The organism is Algoriphagus litoralis (assembly GCF_003259255.1).
In the GTDB taxonomy this organism is placed as follows: Bacteria; Bacteroidota; Bacteroidia; order Cytophagales; family Cyclobacteriaceae; genus Algoriphagus; species Algoriphagus litoralis.
The window spans coordinates 64808-83328 of record NZ_QGOL01000007.1; the positions used below are offsets into that span (position 1 = coordinate 64808).

The window sequence follows — 18521 nt, forward strand, 5'->3', positions numbered from 1 at the left end:
ACAGCAACAAGGATTTGTTAAATTTATTCTTGTTTTTATTTAGTTCTCAGTCATTTAGCATGGATTAAAACAGTTCATCCAAAGTTAACTTTACTAAGAAACTTATATTTTTCTTTGAATTTTTTAACAGATCCACTAAATTAATTTTTAGCCATTGAAACAGCTGAATAGTTTGGCTTGAATCCAAGCGCCCTTCAATACACTATTCTGTTTCGTCAAAGACCCAATAACCTGCCAAAACCCGGAGTGTTTAATGGCTATTTGCCATAGATACCGCCATGATTTTAAACTTTTATCAATCAACAAACCAAAACTATCATGAGGAAGAGCTACAAATTCGCTTTATCACTTCTGGTAACTTTATTGACATGTAGCCAGCTATATGCTCAAATAACAGTTACTGGGAAAGTCACCTCTCAGGAGGACGGACTCCCACTTCCCGGAGTAAGTATCTTGTTGGAAGGATCCAGTGTAGGTACAGTCACAGATATCAATGGGATGTATTCCATTTCTGTACCGAATTCGGAGTCTACCTTGGTATTCTCTTTCATTGGCTTCGAGTCTAAAAGTATAGTCGTAGGGAATACAACGACCCACAATGTCACTATGGGTCAGTCCCTTTCGCAATTAGACGAGGTGATTGTGACGGCATTTGGTATTTCCCAAGAAAAAAAGTCATTAGGCTATGCAGCCCAGAGTATCGATGCAGAAGCTATTACTAAATCCAGGCAACCCAACTTGGTGAATTCGCTCCAAGGGCAGGTGGCTGGTGTTCAAGTGACCAATTCAGGAGGTGCACCCGGACAATCGGCCAGAATAATCATCCGTGGGATAAACTCCTTGGATCCTTCTGCAGATAACCAGCCCCTATTTGTTGTAGACGGGGTTCCGGTGGATAATTCAACTGTAGAATCAAGCGGTACACCACGGGGAATGTCTAACCGAATCGCTGACATCAATCCGAATGATATTGAATCCATGTCCATCCTCAAAGGTGCCGCTGCAACAGCACTCTATGGTGTCCGTGCGGCCAACGGAGCAGTAATTATCACTACCAAAAAAGGTAAGGATGGGCAAATCCGTGTGGATTTCAATTCTTCACTGGGTTTTGATAAACTGGTCAAAAAGCCACGGTTGCAGGATCAGTATGGGCAGGGCTTCAGTGGAGTGAGAGACGACAGCAGCTTTTGGCCAGCCTGGGGAGCCAACATAGCTGAAGAAAATGACCCCAACTATGTCTACCAAGACAATTGGACAAGAGCATTTGATACCGGGATGCAAGTGGACAACAGCTTGAGCGTATCTGGAGGGAATGAGCGTGCGACATTCTACGGTTCATTGGGCAGGTTGGATCAAAGTGGAATTATTCCATTTTCTGACTGGCAACGAACCACCGCCAAGTTATCAGGGACCATTACAACCAGCGAAAAATTCAATTTTTCCGGATCTATGAATTATTCCAATTCGGGAGGCAATCGCGTTCCTCATGATCGGTTTTTGGAGCGGATGATGTATTGGGCCGAAACGCAGGATGTCCGGGATTACATCAATCCTGATGGCACCATGCGTTCTGTCGGTGGTAATACAAACCCAATTTATGATGCACGGTTTTCCACGTATGAAGACGACGTCAATCGGATCATCGGAAACCTAAACTTTAACTACAGCCCCACCAAGTGGTTGACTTTCTCCTATCGGGTAGGGCTCGACAACTATACCGATTCGAGAACTGAGATTACACCCGGCCCAATGGGCATCGACGGGGAACAGGCCCTAAGCGCCACAGGATTCATAGAAGAGACGCGGATAATCAGTCGGGATCTGACTTCCAATTTCTTCATCACTTTAAAAAAACAGTGGAATGAAAACTGGAACACCAGCCTAAGAGTGGGAAATGATATTTTCCAAAGACAGTTTGATCGGGTATCCCTATCGGGAAGCAATTTTGTCATTCCAGGGTTTTACAACATCAGCAACACCACCCAAGTCTTTGCCAGTCAAGGAAAGAGCATCCGAAGATTGGTGGGTTTTTATGGGGATTTGATGGTGGATTATAAGAATTTCTTATTTCTAAATGTGACCGGAAGAAATGACTTGTCTTCTACCCTGCCCCAGGGAAACAATTCCTTCTTTTACCCCTCGGTGAATTTGAGCTACGCCTTTAGCGAACAGTTGAGTCTACCTGCGTGGATCACTTTTGGTAAGTTTAGAGCATCGGTAGCTCAAGTTGGAAAGGATACCAACCCGCATGTTTTGGGTGCTACTTTTGTTTCGCCTAGTGTTTTTCCACTTAATGGACAGGTTGGATTTTCCAGAAATTCAGTTTTTGGAGACCCTGCACTTCGTCCAGAATTGACAACATCTTACGAGTTTGGAACTCAGCTAGCTTTTTTCAACAACCGTGCAAATCTGGACGTGACCTATTATAAGTCAAATTCAAAAGACCAGATTATTCCCGTTCCGATTTCAGATGCTACTGGATTTTCATCCTACATCACCAATGCAGGTGAAATCGAAAATAGAGGATGGGAAATAGTAGTAGGCGGTACGCCGATCCAGCAGGGGGATTTTCGTTGGGATGTCACTGCAAACCTCACCACCAACCGAAATGAAATCAAAGAAATCCGTGAAGGGATCGATGAAATAGTGGTAGGATCCCAATTTGGCTATGTTGGCAGTACTGTGACCATGATTTTGAAAGAAGGGCAAGCCTATGGTAATATTTATGGAAGTAGCTATGTCAGACCTGGAGCAGACCCCGAGTCAGATTTTCTGGACAGGGACTTGCCCATATTAATCGGAGCTAATGGATTCCCGGTAAGGACAGGAACGCAACTTGTCTTGGGTAATGCAGTACCCAAACTATTTGGCGGTATAAGAAACGACTTTAGTTACAAAGGTTTCGAACTCTCCTTTTTGGTTGATTTCAGATCGGGAGTTGAGCAATACAGCCAATTTGACAATTTCCTCTCTGCATTCGGAAAGCAGGAAGCTTCTCTTGCCAGAAATGACTTTAGAGTATTCGAGGGTGTCTTGGCGGATGGATCCCAAAACACCAAAGAAGTATGGCTCGGACAGGGAGTTGGACCTGACGGGGTAAGTTATGGAGCGGGATATTGGAGAAATTATTACCGAACGACATCAGAGAATTTCGTTTTGGATGCGAGCTTTATCAAGTTGAGAAACATCACGCTTGCTTATAGCTTGCAACCGGAGGTAATCGAAAAGACCCCATTCCGGACAGCCCGAATATCAGTTGCTGCCAATAATATCATTCTCTATACCCCATGGGATGGATTTGATCCGGAATCTTTCTCTGCCGGGGCAGGCGGAAATGCGGTAGGGTTTACCGGATTGGGATTTCCCGGCGTACAGAGTGTATTTTTTACCTTGAATCTAGGCCTTTAACCTGCTCAACAACGAAAAGATGAAAATCAGAAATAAATATACTGCGATCATTGGCTCTTCTCTATTATTGGCCTTTTCTTCCTGTGATTCCTTCCTGGATGTCAACGAAAATCCCAATAACCCCGAAGATGCACCCATTTCGGGATTGATGACCAATAGCACATTCGAAACAGCCCTCAATGTACAGCGGGCAGGTAGTGCGACTAGTAATTTTGTCCAATACTTGGCTTCTCCAAACCCCAGCGGTGGATCTGATGTCATGGATAGACTGGACTACAGCACGACCTGGTTCAACTTTTACAACGTCATGACTGATGTCAACGAGATCATCAGAAAATCCGAAGAATCCGGTGCAAACCATTACCTAGGCGCCGGACAGGTATTAATGGCCTTAAATCTAGGTATGACAGTGGATCTATTTGGGGATGTGCCGTTTTCGCAAAGCTTCAATTTCGAAACTGTCACACCCAGCTATGATGATGACCAGATTCTTTACGACCAGATTATCAGTCTCTTGGACCAAGGCATTACCAACTTACAGTCGGAATCATCTATTTCCATCGGAGGAGATGACTTTATTTTCCAAGGAGATATCACAGCTTGGATCAAATTTGCAAATACGCTGAAGGCCAGATTCCTGATTCATACCAAATCCACATCAGGATATAGTGCAGCTGCAGTTCTTCAGGCTGTGGATGGAGGATTTACCTCCAATGCAGACGATGCTGTTGTAGAGTTCTTCGAACAACGGTTCAATCCGTGGGCACAGGTGGCGATAAACAATGAAAATTTGCTTTTGGGAGGTTGGATCTCAGAACAATTCATTCAGGCTTTAGACGGGACCACCTACCCAGTGGTAGACCCAAGACTTCCCTTGATGGTTGGAACTACAGACGATGGCGAATTTATCGGAACAGTCAACGGCGAAGGCCGTGGAGACGCACCCGAGCAAGGGGCAAGATCTACTTTGGTACCGGGTCAGTTTTACACCTCGGAGCAGTCTCCGGTATTGATCGCTACCTATGCAGAATTGAAATTCATCGAAGCGGAAGCTGCACTGGAAACAAATCCTGCAAGAGCCTACGCAGCTTATTTGGCAGGCATAGGAGCACACATGGATATGCTGGAAGTGGATGAAGCAGCAAAAAATGCTTATCTCGCCCATCCAACAGTGAGTATGGGAGCAGAGAACCTGACACTTGCAGATATTATGAAAGAAAAATGGGTGGCCCTGTTTCTTCACCCAGAAACATGGAATGATGCAAGACGCTTTGACTACGGGTACAAAGACATGACTCTGCCTGTAAATCTCAATCCGGATTTAAATAACCAATTCATCCGAAGACTAGCCTATCCAGATAGTGAAATCAGTAGAAACGGAAATAATGTCCCCGAGGTGACACTGTTGGATCGCATCTGGTGGAATCAGTAATCTTTCGCATTTTTATCCAGTCTCCTGTTTATAGCAGGAGACTTTTTTTATTTTCATCCATGAAAAAATTCCTATTCGGTATAGCTGTACTTCTAAGCTCCTGCACTGTTCAGAAAATAAACAAGTCGCTCTCCAAATCGGATATCTTTGACAAAGGACATCTTGGGTTTATGTTGGTAGATCCGGATAAAGAAAAACCTCTGGTTGCCATCAACGCCGACAAATACTTTATCCCGGCTTCCAATACCAAGCTGTTTACCTTTTACACGGCCTATTCAATTTTGGGTGATGATCTGGTCAATGGCCTCAATTATTTGGAAAGGGGCGATTCCTTGATCTTTTGGGGCACTGGAGACCCGAGTTTTCTCCATCCTGATTTGAAAAATGAGAAAGTCTTGGAATTTCTTAAAAACTCCGACAAGCAACTTTACCTCTTGGATAATTTCGACCAGGTAAGTGCTTTCGGTCCGGGCTGGTCTTGGGATTGGTACAACGCCTATTATGCTACCGAGCGATCGGCATTTCCAATTTATGGGAATGTGGTCCGCTTCGCAAAAGGAAGAGCTACGCAAAAGATCTCAGTTATTCCTGAGCGGTTTAGACCATTTCTATCTGGAAAAGAAACCGAAAACTGGCAGGGTTACCGATTTAGAAGAGATCGAGTTTCCAATCTGTTTTCTTATGAAATCCCAGAAAATAACCTGAATGAGGACTTTGAAACTGATATTCCCTTTATCACCTCTGCCGAAAACACATCAGTCATGCTCTCCGAACTGCTTGGAAAGAATGTTGAACTGATCAAGAACAAATCCTACTTAACCCTCGATCCCTCGAAACTTCAGACACATCCCGCCGACAGCATCTATGCCCAGATGATGAAAATCAGCGACAATTTCCTAGCTGAACAACTTTTACTTTTGGTCTCTGATCAGCTGACAAATACACTCAGTACTGCGGATGCAATTGATTATGCCCGGGAAAACCTCTTAAAAGAACTTCCTGACGAGCCTGTATGGTATGACGGTTCTGGACTTTCTTCCAGAAATATGTTCACTCCGAGGTCCATCATTAGCTTGCTTGGGAAAATACGCGAAGAAGTGCCTTTGGAGAAAATTAAAGCCTATTTCCCTGCAGGTGGAGAATCAGGAACGATTCGTAATTGGTACAATGCCGATGAAGGCCAAGCTCCCTACATCTACGCCAAAACCGGAACCTTGAGCATGGCTAATTCCCTCAGCGGCTACTTGATCACCAAGAGTGGGAAGATCCTCCATTTTTCCTGCATGATGAATAATTACCAAATCCCAAGCAACGACTTGAAAACTGAGCTTCAAGAAGTACTTTATCACATTCACGACCGCTACTAATTATGAAACGAATTTGCATTTTCCTCCTCCTTTTTCTCCTCATTACCCAATCTCTAAATGCCCAATCCTTCACTCTAGAGCAAGTAGGAAAATTCAGCTTTCCATCCGAACTGGTAGCTTCTCCTACTGGCGATGCGATAGCTTGGGCAATGAATGAAGCGGGAAAGCGAAATGTTTTCTGGGCGAAAGGTCCAAGTTTCACACCTGAAAAACTCACCGTTTTCAATGAAGATGATGGACAGGAAATCAGTAGCCTTCAGTTTTCTCCTGATGGTAAATGGTTAGTTTTCGTACGTGGTGGAGATCATGGCGGGGGTAATGCTTCGTCCACTGTCAATGCCCAGAATCTACCACAACTCCCAAAAGTTGAAATCTGGAAAATCAATCTGCAATCCAAAAATGCAGATTCTATCACAGAAGGAGACAATATTTCGGTGGGTTTTCCAGATCAACTCACTTATCTAAAAGGCGGGCAGGTCTGGAAACTAGCTCTAAGTGAAAATGAAAAACCAACACAGCTATTCCAGATCAAAGGGAACGTCAATTCTGCAGCATTTTCCCCAGATGGAAAAAGTCTAGCCTTCACGGTTAATCGTGGGGGACACCAACTCTTAGCCATCTATCGGGATGAGCAGACACCGATCAGGTTTTTGGAAGCGTCATTCCATCGAGATTCCAATCCCAGATGGTCTCCTGACGGGACCAAAATCGCTTTCATCCGCTCACGAGGTGGAGAAGGCACCGCTTTTCCTCTTCTCGAACCCAGACATATTCCATGGGAAATCTGGATAGCCGAGGTGGCGACTGGCGAAGGTGAAAAACTCTGGAAAGCTCCAGAAACACTTCGGGGCTCCTACTCTCCCGGTTTCTTTGACTTTTCTGCTGCTTCAGAATTGATCTTCCAATCCTACGAAGATGGCTGGCAACATTTGTATTCTCTCGATATTCCTACCGGAAAAACCCAAATCCTGACTCCTGGAAACTTCATGGTGGAACAGGTAAAAATGAGTTCCAACCGGGAAAAACTGGTCTTCTCTGCTAATTCTGGATCTGAACCGGAAGATTTGGATAGAAGACATATTGGCTCGGTGGATTTGACCACGAAAAAATTAACTTGGGAAACTACCGGATCAGGCATAGAAGCCTATCCCGTTTCACTGGGAGATAGTGGCAAACTTGCCTTCTTTTCTGCAAGCCCGCAACGCCCACATTTGGTCGCGATCAAATCTGGGAAGGTGACCACCCTTTTGCAGGAAGACCTTATTCCCGCCGATTTTCCTATTTCAAAACTTGTCACACCAAAACAAGTGAAATTTACTGCACCGGATGGTACGACGGTTTATGGTCAGCTATTCGAGAAAGAAGACGGACAAGCAAAAAAGCCGGGAGTTGTTTTTGTCCATGGGGGACCCCAGCGACAAATGCTGTTGGGGTGGAGTTATATGGATTACTATTCTAACACCTATTCCTACAATCAATACTTGGCTGAAATGGGTTTTGTAGTCCTTTCGGTGAATTATAGGCTGGGAATCGGCTATGGCTACGAATTTCACCGGCCAGCAAAAGGCTACTACCAAGGAGCTGTCGAATACCAAGACATCAAAGCTGCGGGTGAGTTTTTAGCTTCATTGGATCAAGTGGATGCTGAAAAAATTGGAATTTATGGGGGAAGTTATGGCGGATACCTCACTGCCCTGGCTTTAGCTAGGGATTCAGATTTGTTCAAGGTCGGCGTGGACATTCATGGGGTACATGATCTGGATGGCAGATACGATTTGCCAGATGGCTATGAAGTGGCTCCAGATTATGAGAAAGCCAAGGAAATTGCCTGGAAATCCTCTCCTATCGCTAATTTAGACACCTGGACTTCGCCGGTACTTTTCATCCATTCCGATGATGACCGCAATGTCAATGTAAGTCAAACGACCGATCTTATTCGTAGATTTGAAGAAATGAATAAAGGGTATGAAGCTGTTTTGATACCTGGAGATACCCACCATTGGATGAAATGGAGCAATATGATCCAAGTGGGTGACTTGACTGCAGATTTTTTGAAAAAGAACTTACTTTCCAACTAATGCCATCTCTTACCCACTACGCCAAACGTATCCAAAAACTAGTCACCCATGTCGGTTTCAGATACCAATGTCCATTTTGTTCTTTCCTAGCTTCCGATTGGATGTGGGCTGGTTCAGAAATAGAAAACGAATTGGGGGTCATCGGGGGAGGAAAGCGGCGGACACTCTGTCCAAAATGTTACTCCAGAGATAGGGAGCGATTGATTTATCTTTTTCTGACCAAATCCTTAGAAATACAAAAATCAGCCTCCAATCTACGGGTTTTACATGTCGCCCCGGAAATCCAACTGTTCAAAAAACTTAAAGCGATTGGCTTTGACAAGTATGTCTACAGCGATTATTTTATGCCAGGCTATTCCTATCCAGCGGGCACAGTCCATATGGATATCACCCAAATTGAGTTTCCAGACAGCAGCTTTGACTTGATTCTATGCAATCATGTCCTGGAACATATCCCTTCAGTTCAGGTAGCCTTGTCGGAGTTAATCCGAGTTCTGAATCCAGGAGGACGGGCGATCCTTCAAGTTCCGATTTCGTCAAAGAACCCAGAAACCATCGAAGATCCCACGATCACTGACCCAACTGAACGGCTTCAAAAATACGGTCAGTGGGACCACGTCAGGCTTTTTGGTCACCTTGCCTATCCAGAATTACTCAGAGAATCCGGCTTTGAGCTTGAGCTTGTCCCAGTTAGTCAGGACTTCCTCCGATTTGGCGTCAATCCCAAAGAGTTGATTTATCTTGCCACAAAGCCTAATCTTTCACCTCGGTAATGCTCTACCTTTCATCTTTGCACCACATTGCCATCATCTGCTCTGATTATGTTCGATCCAAAAAGTTTTATACCGAGATTTTAGGATTTACTATCATTCAGGAAGTCTATCGGAAAGAGCGACAATCCTACAAATTGGATTTGGCGCTCAATGGATCTTATCTGATCGAGCTTTTTTCATTTCCTGATCCTCCTCAGCGGGTCTCCAGGCCCGAAGCACGTGGATTGCGGCATTTGGCTTTCGCAGTCTCAAACTTGGAAGAATCCATCGCTTTTTTGATCCAATCCGGAATATATCCAGAACCGATCAGAGTGGATGAAAGTACAGGAAAGCGATTCACTTTTTTTGCTGATCCTGATGATTTACCGATAGAACTTTACGAAATTTAGGCATGGCAGAAAACAAAACCCAACCCACAACCGCCTCAGTGGATGATTTCTTAAACACCACCGAGCATCCACAAAAGCGAGCAGACTCTTTTTCACTGAAGCGAATCATGGAAGAAGTCACCGGTGAAAAAGCAGTGATGTGGGGAGATGCCATAGTGGGGTTTGGAAAGTATCATTATCACTACGAAAGCGGCCGAAAAGGCGATTTCCTTATCGCAGGATTTGCTCCGCGAAAAGCCGCTATGTCACTTTACCTGCTAGGGTGCATGGAAAATAAATTTGAGCATCTTATGGCTAATCTCGGCAAACACAAAACCGGAGCTTCTTGTATCTATTTCAATAAGCTAAGTGACCTAAATGAGGATGTTTTGCGAAAGCTGATAAAGGAATCGTATGACTACATGAAGGAAAAATATCCGCTCCCAAAAAACTAGACCTGCCAAGTTTTAGAAACCTAGCAGGTCGGCAACTAATTTCAATTCACTTCTATCACTCCATACCCTCGATTAGCTGCTGCGCTTGCTGGAGTGATTTTTTGTATTTTCTGACAGTCATTTTTCCGAAAATATAAATTGAAATCAGCCCAATAGGCACATAAATCAACCAGAAGAAGGGTTCCATTACCAAGTCTTTTTTACCCAAAAGCTCAGCCAAAGGAGGTAAAATACTCACCGCAAACAATCCGGAAAGAATCAGATTGAATTGCTGAAACTTCCAGAAAAAGGTTTTTTGCTTTTTGAATTTCTCAACCAAAAGCAAAGGACTTTCTTCCGTGATATTTAGACCATTCAATCTGGCCAAAGTCCACAGACTGATCATCGGCAAAATGATCATCAAGGCGGTATTAAATATGGCCAGCACCTGATTGATCGGCAACTCCAATTTTTCAATCTGAAACAAAAAGTACCCGGCATAGCCAAAGCAAATCACGCTTCCTACTATTTCGGGCAAATAGATGCTGTTTAGGCGGTTTTGATAGTTTTTCTTAGTCATTTCCATGAGTATGTGTTTTTGAATTTTTTCTTGTTTTTCCACTTTGACGCTCAAATTCTGCCAAAGCGACTTCATTTCATCGAGTTCCATTGTCTTGTTGATTTAATTCGTTTGAAGTCCTTTTCTAAGCTTATCCTTGATCCGCGAAAGGCGCGTGCCGACGTTGCTGCTGCTGATTCCGACGATTTCTGCGATTTCATCGTGACTTTTTCCTTCGAGAAAAAGGAAAACAATCCCCCGATCCAGCAATCCCAACTTTCGGATTTCAGCATAAAGCGATCTGAGCCGCTCTTCCATACCAGATTCCATCTCATCGGCAAAATCCAGCTCCATTCCGTCCAAAGGCACTGCAGTTACCCTTTTTTTGGATCGATTTAGGTTGGTGATTGCGGTATTCATCCCCACCCGATAGAGCCATGTGCTTGGCTTGGAGGCTTTTTGGAACTGATCAAAAGATTTCCAAGTCTGATACACGATCTCCTGATACAAATCCTTCTGCTCTTCCCGATCACGAGTATAGATGGTCGTGATCTTGTAGATCAGGCCTTGGTTTTGCTGAATGAGATGAATGAATTCGTCCTCGCGGTTCATGAATTAGCTTTTGAACAATTAGTCTGCGGTTTGGGCAAAAAATCACATCAGTCCCAATTTATTTTTAAAAAGCACACAAAATAAATGAATGGGTGATTTGGGTTTACTTAAATTGAAAATCCTAATCTAACTGGTTTTCTTCATGATTTTCCATGTACTAAATGGGGATGCCCTTGCGAAAATTTTCCCTGAAACTATACCGGGAGACAGAATCATATTCAGAGAATGTCTAGTCGACGGTCCGGTCAATCCTACACCGACCCAAGAACTTTGGGAGGTCAGAGCAGAATTTATCCAAAAAAATTACCCCGACGCCACAGAGATTGACTATCGAACTCACTCCTACGAGGAAATTCTCAAAATCAAATCCATTCCTGACGATGCCAAAATCTACCTTTGGTTTGAGGAGGATTTGTTTTGCCAAGTTAACCTCTGGTTTATTTTGAATTACCTCAAGACACATCCGGCAGAGGTATTTTTGGTACTTCCTTATCCGGATTCGCCCTATCACTTTTCTACGCTTAGCGGGAAAGAACTGGAGTTGGCGTTTCACAAAAAATCCCATTCACTCAGTGTCCGGGAACGCGAAGTGTTGGGAAATCTTTGGCTTCACTTTCAGAATGATAACGTCTTCGGAGCCCTTCAGATCGCACAATTATTTATTGAGCGGTTTCCATTTATTAAACCTGCCGTTGAAGCTTGGAGAGATATGATTCCGGTGGGGGATTTTCTGGGAAAGCCAAAAGAAACTTTGATCGAAATCAGCCAAAAACTACAAACCAAAGACTTCTCAGCCATTTTTCAGGAATTTCAGAAACACCTTCCAGAATACGGATTCGGGGATTTACAGGTGAAAAAAATGTGTTTGGAATTAGGGATAAGTTGAGGAAAAAATTCTTAGTAACTTCATCCCATGCATTGGTTCACTGATTTTTCGATTCCCAAATACCCTTTTCCCATCACTCATCAAAGCAAAATCCTGAGCATGGGTTCTTGCTTTGCTCAGACTATCGGGCAAAAGATGAGCGATGCCAAATTCGATATCCTCATCAACCCTTTTGGGACCATCTTCCATCCACACAATCTGGCGGATTTGCTCGATCATGCGCTTTTCAATGATCCCTTGGATGAGGATGGAATTCTGGAGACGGATGGGCTTTTCCTGCATTATTCCACCCATTCGAATGTGGTGGGCAAATCAGCTCAGGAACTGAAAGAAAATTACCAGACCCGGCTCAAACTCACCAAAACTTATCTTGAAGAAGGAAGCCACCTGATTTTGACGCTGGGTACAGCCTGGATTTACGAGCTTGAATCTTTTGGTCGAGTGGCCAATTGCCACAAGCAGCCTCAGAAACTGTTCAAGAAATCTCTTTCCTCTCTTGAAGAAATGGAAATGGGTCTATGCCATGTCTTGGAAAATTTCTCAAGAGTCTATCCAAACCTGAAGATTATCCTTACAGTCAGTCCGGTTCGTCACATCAAGGACGGAATTCCAGAGAATCAACTGAGCAAAAGTATGCTTCGGGTGCTTTGCGCCAATTTGGAGCGGCGAATGGAGTCCGTGAGTTATTTCCCTGCTTACGAAATCATGATGGATGAATTGCGGGACTACCGATTTTACAAAAGCGACCGAATTCATCCGACTGAGGAAGCTGAAAACTACATTTGGGAAAAGTGGAGATCGAGCGTCTTTTCCCCAGAAACTCAAGCCAAAGTCACCGAAATACAAAAAGTGCAGCTTGAACTTGCCCATCGTCCTTTCAATCCCGAAAGCGCTTCCCATCAGAAATTCCTTCAAAACTTACTTGCCAAACTGGAACGATTGAACGGGGAATTTGATTTTTCAAGGGAGATTCATATGGTGAAAGCAAGATACTAGTCCAATAAAAAAGTGATTCTCATTTCTAAATTCATAATACTCAATTATGTCTAACCGTCTAGTTCATTCCCAATCTCCCTATCTCCTTCAGCACGCGCACAATCCTGTGGATTGGTTTCCTTGGGGACCGGAAGCGCTGAAGAAGGCGGAAATTGAGAACAAGCCAATCTTAGTTTCTATCGGATACTCTGCCTGCCATTGGTGTCATGTGATGGAGCGGGAGAGTTTTGAGGATCAAGTCACCGCAGATTTGATGAATGAACACTTTGTCTGCATCAAGATCGACCGGGAGGAGCGACCAGATATCGATAATATTTACATGGATGCCGTTCAGGCAATGGGACTTCAGGGAGGCTGGCCATTGAATGTATTTCTGATGCCAAACCAAAAACCTTTCTATGGCGGGACCTATTTCCCAAACGTGAAGTGGAAGCAACTTCTAGCCAATATCGCCGATGCCTATGCAAAACATGCCGATCAATTGGCCGAAAGTGCCGAAGGATTCGGGAGGAGTTTGAATCGAAAAGAAACCGAAAAATATGGAATCGCTGCTGGCGAAAGCGAATTTGATGCAGATGAATTGGTTGAGATCGTCACCAAACTCAGTGCGCAGTTTGATCCGGAATGGGGTGGAATGAATCGGATTCCCAAGTTTCCGATGCCCGCGATTTGGGATTTTTTGTTGGATTATGCCTTGCTCAGCAAAAATGAAGAACTGAAAGAAAAGGTCTTTTTCACCCTGCGAAAAATCGGAATGGGTGGAATCTACGATCAGCTCCGAGGTGGATTTGCTAGATATTCAGTCGATGGAGAATGGTTTGCACCGCATTTCGAAAAGATGCTCTATGACAACGGTCAGCTGCTGGAACTCTACGCAAAAGCCTATCAGGCAAGCAAGGATCCGCTTTTTCTTGAAAAAGTAATCGAAACCGTCAATTGGTTGGAAGCAGAAATGCTGAATGGAGAAGGAGGATTTCATGCAGCCCAAGATGCAGACAGTGAAGGTGTCGAAGGAAAATTTTATACCTGGACTTATGAAGAATTAGCTGAAATCGTCTCGGATGAGATGCCTTGGTTGAGCAAACTTTATAACCTTAAAACCGCTGGTAATTGGGAAGAAGAGGTCAATATTCTTTTTCAAACAAAGAGCTATTCTGAGGTCGCTTCAGAGTTTGGATTGAATGAAACAGAATTTTCAGTAAAACTTAATGAAGTCAAAAACCAACTTCTAGAAGTCCGAAATCAACGCATCTATCCAGGAAAAGACGACAAAGTCTTGGCTGGGTGGAATGGCCTGATGACTTCAGGATTGATTCAGGCTTTTTATGCTACTGGAGAAAAGCGAATGTTGGAACTGGCCATGGAAAACCTCAATTTCATCAAAGGAAAGATGATCCAAAATGGAGTTTTACATCGCGCCTATAAAAATGGTCAAGCCTACACGCCAGCTTTTCTGGAAGATTATGCAGCTGTGATTCGTGCAAGTTTGATGGGTTTTGAGGCAAGTGGAAAATCTGATTGGCTAGACTTTGCAAAGCAATTGGCAAACATTTGTATCACAGAGTTTTACGATGAAAGTGATGGTTTTTTCTTTTTCAATAATCCCAAAGCTGAAAAACTGATCGCAAATAAAAAGGAGCTTTTTGACAATGTCATTCCGGCTTCCAACTCGATTATGGCACGAAACCTTCATCGGCTTTCGCTTTTCACTTATCAAGAAAACTATTCGGAAATCGCCTCAAAAATGCTTGGCAGAATGAAAGAGCTGATCCTTAGGGAACCCGGATTTCTCTGCAATTGGGCACATTTCTATTTGGAAAATGTGGTTCCTACTGCCGAAATAGGCATCGTGGGAAAAGACGCGGAACTGAAAGCCCGAGAAATTCAATCGGCCTATTTTCCGAATCTAATTGTCGGCTGGTCAGAATCTTTGACACAAACTGCCCCAATTCTACAGGGAAAAACTCCCGATTCAAGTGGAAATGCGTTAATTTATGTCTGCTTCGATCATGCCTGCCAAAAGCCAGTGCATACTTTGGAAGAAGCAGCTTCTCAATTACCCTATTTAGCCTGATTTGGTGGAAAGCCTATTTGGAGATCAAGAATTTTTAGGAAAAGAAAGCGGGTATAACTTCGCCGATATCATCCTGCCTGTCCCCATCCCGAGGATGTTCACCTACAAAATCCCTTCTAATCTGAAATCACAGATCCAGATCGGTTCTCGGGTGATGGTGCAGTTTGGCAAGAAAAAAGTGCTGACGGGCATCATCGGTAAGGTGCACAACAAGCCACCTCAGGCTTATGAATCGAAGCCAATTTTGGAGGTGTTGGATATCGAGCCCAGTGTGAATCCGCTCCAAATCCGCTTTTGGGTTTGGATGGCTGAATACTATTGCTGCCATATCGGTGAAGTGATGCATGCAGCGGTTCCCTCAGGCCTTCGGCTTTCCAGCGAAAGTAAAATTCAGCTCAACCCGAATTTTGACCGGGAGCAAAGCAAATTTCCCTTGGATTTTAGGGAGGAAAAGATCTTGGAAGCTCTGGAGAAAACCGAAGAAATCAGCTACGAAGACTGCGAAAAAATCCTTGGCGTTAAGACGATTCACCCGATTCTGAAAAGTCTTGTTGCCAAGGAAGCAATCCTGGTTTTTGAGAAAGTTCAGGAAAAGTATACCCCGAAAGTTGAAACCAGAATTCGACTGACTGCAGATATTGTTTCGAGTAAGGCAGCTTTGGAAGCAGTCTTTGAGGGTGTTCAGGGCAAACCCAAGCAGGAATCTATCCTACTGAAATACCTTCGAGATATACCCGTTTTCCAAAAACCACAGCTGAATGAGAAAGGAGTCGACAAAGCCACACTATTGGAAGAAGGCGATTCCGAAAGTTCGCTCAAGACATTGATCAAAAACGGAATTTTTGAGTCTTTCAAAGTTGTAGTAAACCGACTTCCTGAGGAAGAACCTGAAAAAGAACCTGCAGTACTTTCAATTTCCCAACAAGCAGCTTTTGAAGAGATCAAAACCCATTTTGAGAGCAAACAGACGGTTTTATTGCATGGTGTGACGGGAAGCGGAAAGACCGAAATCTACATCCAACTCATCCGGGAAGTGATGGATAGCGGTTCTCAGGTGCTTTTGCTATTACCCGAAATCGCACTCACCACACAGATCGTCAGCCGATTGAAAAAAGTCTTTGGCTCCCAGATGGGCGTCTACCATTCCAAATACTCGGACAATGAGCGTGTGGAAGTTTGGAATGGCGTATTGAGCGGGAGATTTTCTTTTGTAGTTGGCGTACGTTCTTCGATTTTCCTGCCTTTCGACAGTCTGGGGATGATTATCATCGATGAGGAGCACGAACCCAGTTACAAGCAATTTGATCCTGCGCCGAGATTTCATGCCCGCGATGCTGCGACAATGCTCGCCTATTTCCATCAGGCCAAGACCCTTTTAGGTTCAGCTACTCCGTCCTTCGAATCCTATTTCAATGCCAATCAGGGTAAATATGGCTATGTGGAAATCACCCATCGCTTTGGAGATGCCAGGATGCCGCAGTATCACCTTGCAGACCTAGCTGCCGATCGCAAGAAGAATCTACTTAAACTGGATTCCACTCGAATGATGCGGGAGAAAATCCAAGCGGCTTTGGACAATCAGGAGCAGGTTTTGATCTTCCAAAATCGGCGCGGCTACTCCCCTTACATCCAGTGTGAGGACTGCGGATGGACGGGACAATGCGTGCAATGCGATGTGAGTTTGACGTACCATCAGTTTGCAGAAGAAATGCGCTGCCATTACTGTGGCTACAAGGAAAAAGTGCCTCAGTCCTGCCCTGCTTGTGGTAGTACGCAATTGACGACCATGGGAATGGGTACAGAGCGAATCGAAGAATCGCTGAGTCTACTTTTCCCAGAAGCCCGAATGGGCAGAATGGACCTCGATACCACTCGAAACAAGTATGGCTATCAGCGACTTTTGGATGAGTTTGGAGCCGGGCAGATTGATATTTTGGTTGGCACGCAAATGATTACCAAAGGCTTGGATTTTGGAAAAGTGACTGTCGTCGGCATTTGGGATGGAGACCGGATTTTGAATTTTCCGGATTTCCGATCTGGAGAGCGCGCTTATCAGCAAATCACCCAAGTAGCAGGTCGTGCAGGGCGAAGAGAAGTCCAAGGTCAGGTGATCATTCAAAGCCGAAATCCCGATAATGACTTGTATGAAAAAGTGATTAAGGGAGATTACTTTGAGTTTTTCCGTCAGGAAATGATGGACCGGAAGAAGTTCTACTATCCTCCTTATGTCAAGCTTGTGAAAATCACGACAAGGCATTCTGACTTCAAAGTCTCCGAAAAAGCCGCCCATGCGCTACATCGAGAGATGGCAACTATTGCGGTGAAAAAGATTGTGCTAGGCCCTGAGAAAGGAATCATTGCCCGAATCAAGAATCAATATCAGTTTGAAAGCTTGATCAAACTGGATCGAAGCGGGAATACCCAAAGTGTCTTCAAAGACAGCCTTGCCAAAATCCTGGAAGAGCTTCAGTCCCGGCCTGAGTTCCGTTCAGTGCGATGGATCGTAGATGTGGATCCCTCGTAGGATGGTCTATTGTTGAATTGACTAATTTTTTGATTTGTCCAGATTTACAAGGCTACAAACCTTGAGTAGTGACAAAAAAACCTGCTGCTGGAGAAGCAGATAACAAAATCAAGGGCCATCTATTTTAGCCAAAAGCTGTATTTCTATTGTATTTCTGGTTTTTAGGACGATATCATTTTCAATTATTTATACGTACATTAGAGTATTCATACGTATTCTATGAAAAAGAAACTCAACATCACCATCGAGGAAAATCTGCTGGAAAAAATCAAAGCTTACGCCGAGTCCAAAGACCGAAGCGTGTCGGATTTGGTTCAGGAGCATTTTGAAACTTTGATTAAGCCAAGACCAAGTCTCCCAAATGGAATGAATTTGGTTGAATACATGAAGTCACTACCAAAATCAAAGATCGAATTTCCAGAGGGAATGGACTGGAAAGAAGAGTACTATCGAGCAAAGGCCAAAAAATGGGGCTATGAAGATCTTCTTTGACGTGAATGTGATTCTTGATTTTTTTCTGGAAAGAAGCCCAGACCAAGATCAATTGAATGAATTTTTCCTAAAACTTGAAGAAAGAAAGATTCAGGGTTTTATCTCGATTTCAGTGCTCCAAACTTGCTGTTACTACCTCGAGCTTGCAAAAGGTTTGGAAGTGACCAAACAGATTGCAGGAGTAATTGCTAAAAGATTTGACTTTTTGGAAGGATCGAAATATGAGGTGCTTAGCGCGGTAGAATCTGATTTTGACGACATCGAAGATGCTATTCACTGTTTTATTGCAATCAATTCTGAAATGGAAGGAATTGTAACAAATGATCAGAAATTTTTAAGGCACTCCAAGCCTCAACTTCCAATTTTGACACCCATTCAGCTTTTGGAAAGGCTTTAGAAAAAAAATCCTGCTTCTAGAGAAGCAGGATAACATAATCTAGTGTCATCTATTTCAGCCGAAGGCTGTTTTTCTATTGTATTTCAACGGTATTTCTAAGCAAAATACCAATTGAAACCCT

The 18521-nt window shown here is 43.8% G+C and carries 15 protein-coding genes; 13 read left to right on the plus strand and 2 right to left on the minus strand.

Annotated elements, in window-relative coordinates; all coding sequences use genetic code 11:
- Positions 1-318 precede the first annotated feature (318 nt).
- The 7 genes from DK188_RS07925 to DK188_RS07955 are packed head-to-tail and all read left to right on the plus strand — an operon-like array spanning position 319 to position 9881.
- The gene (locus DK188_RS07925) at positions 319-3408 is read left to right on the plus strand and encodes a SusC/RagA family TonB-linked outer membrane protein (RefSeq protein WP_111670288.1); all 3090 of its coding nucleotides are present in this window, start codon (positions 319-321) and stop codon (positions 3406-3408) included.
- Between the two features lie 19 nt (positions 3409-3427).
- Positions 3428-4840, plus strand: coding sequence for a SusD/RagB family nutrient-binding outer membrane lipoprotein (locus DK188_RS07930; protein WP_111670289.1), 1413 nt, complete (start codon positions 3428-3430; stop codon positions 4838-4840).
- Between the two features lie 59 nt (positions 4841-4899).
- Positions 4900-6207, plus strand: coding sequence for a D-alanyl-D-alanine carboxypeptidase (locus tag DK188_RS07935; protein ID WP_111670290.1), 1308 nt, complete (start codon positions 4900-4902; stop codon positions 6205-6207).
- A 2-nt stretch (positions 6208-6209) separates the two neighbouring features.
- Positions 6210-8285 carry a S9 family peptidase gene (locus tag DK188_RS07940; protein ID WP_111670291.1) on the plus strand — a complete coding sequence of 692 codons (2076 nt, stop codon included), beginning with the start codon at positions 6210-6212 and terminating at the stop codon, positions 8283-8285.
- A complete protein-coding gene (locus DK188_RS07945; RefSeq protein ID WP_111670292.1) occupies positions 8285-9058 on the plus strand; it encodes a class I SAM-dependent methyltransferase in 774 nt (257 codons plus the stop codon). The genes DK188_RS07940 and DK188_RS07945 overlap by 1 nt, the downstream gene beginning before the upstream one ends.
- Positions 9058-9447, plus strand: coding sequence for an SMU1112c/YaeR family gloxylase I-like metalloprotein (gloA2, locus tag DK188_RS07950; RefSeq protein ID WP_111670293.1), 390 nt, complete (start codon positions 9058-9060; stop codon positions 9445-9447). Before DK188_RS07945 ends, gloA2 begins: the two co-directional genes overlap by 1 nt.
- Before the next feature lie 2 nt (positions 9448-9449).
- Positions 9450-9881, plus strand: coding sequence for a DUF1801 domain-containing protein (locus tag DK188_RS07955; protein WP_111670294.1), 432 nt, complete (start codon positions 9450-9452; stop codon positions 9879-9881).
- Positions 9882-9936: 55 nt separating this feature from the next.
- Here DK188_RS07955 and DK188_RS07960 read toward each other — a convergent pair whose 3' ends face one another.
- Positions 9937-10530, minus strand: coding sequence for a hypothetical protein (locus DK188_RS07960; RefSeq protein WP_111670295.1), 594 nt, complete (start codon positions 10528-10530; stop codon positions 9937-9939).
- A 12-nt stretch (positions 10531-10542) separates the two neighbouring features.
- A complete protein-coding gene (locus DK188_RS07965) occupies positions 10543-11031 on the minus strand; it encodes an RNA polymerase sigma factor (protein ID WP_111670296.1) in 489 nt (162 codons plus the stop codon).
- Between the two features lie 142 nt (positions 11032-11173).
- Here DK188_RS07965 and DK188_RS07970 point away from each other — a divergent pair, with 142 nt between their 5' ends.
- The 6 genes from DK188_RS07970 (at position 11174) to DK188_RS07995 (ending at position 18400) form a co-directional block, all read left to right on the plus strand.
- Positions 11174-11917, plus strand: coding sequence for a DUF1835 domain-containing protein (locus tag DK188_RS07970; RefSeq protein WP_111670297.1), 744 nt, complete (start codon positions 11174-11176; stop codon positions 11915-11917).
- A 27-nt stretch (positions 11918-11944) separates the two neighbouring features.
- On the plus strand, positions 11945-12913 hold the full coding sequence (locus tag DK188_RS07975; protein WP_111670298.1) for a GSCFA domain-containing protein: 969 nt from the start codon (positions 11945-11947) through the stop codon (positions 12911-12913).
- A 46-nt stretch (positions 12914-12959) separates the two neighbouring features.
- The gene (locus tag DK188_RS07980) at positions 12960-14987 is read left to right on the plus strand and encodes a thioredoxin domain-containing protein (RefSeq protein ID WP_111670299.1); all 2028 of its coding nucleotides are present in this window, start codon (positions 12960-12962) and stop codon (positions 14985-14987) included.
- 4 nt (positions 14988-14991) lie between these two features.
- Positions 14992-17511 (plus strand): replication restart helicase PriA, encoded by a 2520-nt coding sequence (gene priA / locus DK188_RS07985; protein ID WP_111670603.1) that lies wholly within the window; start codon positions 14992-14994, stop codon positions 17509-17511.
- A 219-nt stretch (positions 17512-17730) separates the two neighbouring features.
- Entirely contained in the window at positions 17731-18003 is a 273-nt protein-coding gene (locus DK188_RS07990; RefSeq protein ID WP_111670300.1) for a DUF6364 family protein, read from the plus strand.
- A complete protein-coding gene (locus DK188_RS07995; protein WP_111670301.1) occupies positions 17987-18400 on the plus strand; it encodes a type II toxin-antitoxin system VapC family toxin in 414 nt (137 codons plus the stop codon). Before DK188_RS07990 ends, DK188_RS07995 begins: the two co-directional genes overlap by 17 nt.
- Positions 18401-18521: the final 121 nt, after the last annotated feature.